Genomic DNA, 747 nt, shown 5'->3' with positions numbered 1-747 from the left:
GCGGGAGGCGCCATCGGGCATTTCGGTCGCCTGTCGGGTTGGTCTGGGTTCTTGCGGCGGATCCGCCGGGCGGCTCGTCACCGTCCGCCGTGCGCGCGTCATTGCGACATACATGACGCGGCGCTCTTCGGCGTTGGCAAAGGCCTCTGCCTCGGGCGAGACGAGGCTCAGGAGCGGGTCGTCGACAATCATCGAGGGGAAGCCCATGCGGGCATTGTCGGCGCCCAGGATGACCACGTGATCCGCTTCGAGGCCCTTCGGGGCATGGATGGTCTTGTAGCTGATCGTGAGGCCCGGGTGCTGCCGCCGCAGGCGCCGAAAATCCGGCTCCATGAACCGGTACTGCCCGAGCAGCAGAACGGTCGGCGACCGCTCGCCCGGACCATCTATCGCCGCGATTGATGTCAGGCACTCGTCGAGAGTGCCGTGGCCAGTGTCGCGCCGCGTCCACGCGATGCGGATGGCCGGCCGCTCACCCGCTCTGACGCGGCGCGGCTAATTCGGGCCGCTCGCCGACGCCCAGAGACACGACATCCCGCGCGCTTCATTCTTGTCGGCCTTTATACCGGCTCTCGAAAGTCCGTAATTCTCGGTCTGAAGTTCAGAAAGCATCCTGGAGGCGGCCATGTCGATACCTCGCTCGGAATGCTCTACCGAAAGGCAGAAGGATCTCGAGTGACAAAAAAAGAGGCGGTGTCTGCGTTCCGAGTTGGTTCATGCGGCGAGCCGTCTCTGCCAAGCTGCGTT

At 64.7% G+C, this 747-nt stretch carries 1 pseudogene; it reads right to left on the bottom strand.

Annotated elements, in window-relative coordinates:
- Positions 1–363: pseudogene (locus tag IM708_RS21125) on the bottom strand (3'-5' exonuclease); the annotation flags it as partial.
- Between the last annotated feature and the right edge of the window lie 384 nt (positions 364–747).

This window comes from Pararhodobacter sp. SW119, from assembly GCF_017811755.1.
Taxonomy (GTDB): domain Bacteria; phylum Pseudomonadota; class Alphaproteobacteria; order Rhodobacterales; family Rhodobacteraceae; genus Pararhodobacter.
The sequence above is the reverse complement of the archived record's forward strand: the minus strand, read 5'-3'. Positions and strand labels throughout refer to the sequence as shown.